This is a genomic window from Candidatus Stygibacter australis, from assembly GCA_030765845.1.
In the GTDB taxonomy this organism is placed as follows: Bacteria; Cloacimonadota; Cloacimonadia; order Cloacimonadales; family TCS61; genus Stygibacter; species Stygibacter australis.
In genome coordinates, this window is sequence record JAVCDJ010000087.1 from 1 (window position 1) to 3,358 (window position 3,358).

Here is a 3,358-nt window from a genome sequence, read left to right on the forward strand (position 1 = left end):
TGAATTACCACTGAAAAAGTCAAATTTTAAATTACTTAAAGTATCAAAGGATCTAATTTGGGGATTATTAATCTCAATATTTGGATTGTTTCTATTTTCTTATAATACTATGATTAGCATTATTTTTGGTATCTTCCTTATATTGATTGGAGTTGGAACAATAATTGGTTCTGTAGATTATATAAAAAAGTTCTTTAGAAATAAAAGAATTTAGTAAATGAAAATATAATTTGAAGTGAAAAAGATAGAAAATAATCAACTTGTATGTGGCTAACTAAATATTAAAATATCTTCTGAAGAGTGCACTGTTTCTGGATAACCCACTCGGTTCTACATTTGGTTCGTACCTCAAAAAAACCATTCATTTTGAGCTTAACTGGTGAAACCGCTTTATAGAAAGAGAAAGTGAAGAGCATTTTTTACTAAGAAGTAAGGATGTTAAGATGAGAACTTGATTATTAATTACATCTATAATTAGAGTATCTTGGTTTGTATTAATCATTAAATTAATTATATTTGTGATTGACAGCATTTTGCTGATACTTATTAGTGTGATTATATTACCGAGAAATGTTATGAGGAGATTATGCCGTTTTGCAAGAAATGTGGGAAGAAATTAGATGACGATGCAGCTTTTTGCCCGAAATGCGGGACACCAGCCGATAAAGAAGAAACCATAATTCCAGAACCAGATAATGATATTTACCAAACGCAGATCAGAGACAGTAAAGCATCTTATGGCATCTTAAATTTGGAAAAACTACCAAAAGGTCATATAATTGATGAGCGTTATGAGATAAAAGAAAAACTGGGTCAGGGTGGATTTGGAACAGTATATTTGGCTTATGATCTGGTGATGGGGATAGATAAGGCACTAAAGATCATTCCGGAAGCAGTGAGCAGTGACAAAGAAGCAATGTTTGATCTGCAGAAAGAGGCACGGACAATGATCGCTTTGAACCATCCCAATATCGTGCGGGTTTATGATTTTCATAATTCGGGGAATATCAAGTACATTGATATGGAATATGTGGATGGCAAAACTTTAAGTGAGATCAAGATGGAGTATCCCGATAAACGCGTACCTGAAGATAGAGTAAAAGAACTTGCTATAAAAATATCTGAAGGAATGGCTTATGCTCATGATAATAAAGTACTGCATAAGGACATCAAACCCCAGAACATCAAAGTTAACAGTAAAGGCGAGATCAAGATAATGGATTTTGGGATAGCAGAAACCGTACGAACCAGTATGAGCCGTCTGCAAAATTCTTCATCTTCTGGCACATTAGTTTATATGAGTCCGGAGCAGATACGGGGTAAAGATGTAGGCAAAGAATCTGATATTTATTCTTATGGAGCAATGCTTTATGAATTGTTGTGCGGTCATCCACCTTTTTATAAGGGAGATATCAGTTATCAGATTTTAAATGAAAAACCAGATGAAATAGATAACATATCATTACAATTATCAGCAATTGTTAAAAAAAGTTTGACGAAGGATTACACGAAAAGATTTAGAAAATTTGAAGATGTTATTGGCATATTAAAATCAGAAAGTGATTTGTCTGATGGACAAATAATTATTCAGAAAGAAAAAGAAGATTATCCGGAAAATAAAAAAGTAAGTAATATCCCTGAAATTAGTAGAATTGAAATGGTCAATGTAGCAGGAGACTTCACTACTAAAAATAAAAAGAAAAAACACATATCAGTATCTTTTATTATATTTTTGTTAATAGTAATTTGTATAGCAACAGCAATAAGTATTCAGATGTTTAATACTCACGCAATGAATTCAGACCGTTGGAGACTAGTAGGGAACCTCCAGACCTTAGGTGCACAGGTAATGCAGTATTATCGAACTCCTTGTAGTCAAGGTGGTGGCGGATACCGTATTGAAAAAGGTGATACTGCGACTATTGCAACATTTATAGGATGGGAGGCAACTTATGATACGTGGGATTCTGGGACATTTACTTTAACAATACCCGCATATAATACAGTCAGAATTGTTGGCAAAGGAACTCGTATTGGTAATGATGGGACAAGTAATGTTCATGCAACTTTAACAGTAACTTGTTATGCCTCCTCACCACTAAAGACAGTGATCGAAAATTGATGGGTATTGAAATATGATATATACATCAATAGCATATACGTTCGTAGAGCGAGGTTGAAACAGGTTGTGTAAAGACTGAAGCCCAGTCCGAAATACAGAAATCTATTTGCTATCAAGTGTGTAGCTGAGTGGCAATTGGTACTACACTGCCAGTAGTTGTCGGACGGCTAATCGCGACTACGTCAGTTCTGGCGGCAGCGGTAGCTACCTTGGCTTCCGCGTAGTTCTCAGTTCAAAATGAAATGAAGTGAATGGTGTCAGCTATAGGCTGATAAAAATAGTGATTAGTGAGAAATTTTGTTAATAAGAGTTAAAAGGAAATTATGCCTTATTGCGGTAATTGTGGTAAAAAATTCAGTGATCATTTAAATTTCTGTCCACACTGTGGAGAGCCTAATGATTTGCTGTCTGAGACAATTGATAATAACACTGCCGAGAGTAAACCATTCCCAGAACAGGCTTCAGGCGAGTTTGTTACTCAGATAAGAGGTGATCAGCAGGTTTATGGCAGGCTAAATCTGGAGTATCTGCTGGCTGGTCACGTGATCCACAAAAGGTATGAGATAAAAGAGAAACTGGGTCAGGGTGGCTTTGGAGCTGTATATCTGGTTTATGACAAAGTGATGGGAATAGATAAAGCCCTGAAGATCATACCAGAAGTTGTGAGCAGTGATAAAGAAGCGATGTTTGATCTGCAGAAAGAAGCACGGACCATGATCGCTTTGAATCACGCTAATATCGTAAGGGTCTATGATTTCCATAATTTAGGGACTATCAAGTATATTTATATGGAATACGTGGATGGCAAAACTTTGCGCGAAATAAAACTGGAATATCCTGATAAATGCGTGCCGGAAGAGAGAGTGAAAGAGCTTGCTATTAAAATTGCCAAAGGTATGGCCTATGCCCATGATAATAATGTACTGCATAAGGATATCAAACCACAAAATATAAAAGTAAACAGCAAAGGCGAGATCAAAATCATGGATTTTGGCATAGCAGAAACAGTACGAACCAGTATGAGCAGACTGCAGAATTCTTCGTCATCTGGCACATTGGTTTACATGAGTCCAGAGCAGATCAACGGAGAAAACGTAGGAAAAGAATCTGATATCTATTCATTCGGAGCAATGCTCTATGAACTGCTAAGCGGTCATCCACCCTTTTATACCGGAGATATCAATTTCCAGATACTGACAAAACCAGCTAAAAGGCTGGAGCATATTTCATCTGATC

3 protein-coding genes are annotated in these 3,358 nt (G+C 36.1%); all 3 read left to right on the top strand.

Annotation, left to right across the window (positions count from 1 at the left end):
• The coding region (locus tag RAO94_04960) for a hypothetical protein (GenBank protein MDP8321683.1) at window positions 1–214 on the top strand (214 nt) is incomplete at its 5' end.
• A gap of 372 nt (window positions 215–586) precedes the next feature.
• Window positions 587–2,122, top strand: coding sequence for a protein kinase (locus tag RAO94_04965; protein MDP8321684.1), 1,536 nt, complete (start codon window positions 587–589; stop codon window positions 2,120–2,122).
• Between the two features lie 323 nt (window positions 2,123–2,445).
• Window positions 2,446–3,358, top strand: a 913-nt coding sequence (locus RAO94_04970; protein ID MDP8321685.1) for a serine/threonine-protein kinase, incomplete at its 3' end; no start/stop codon positions are given.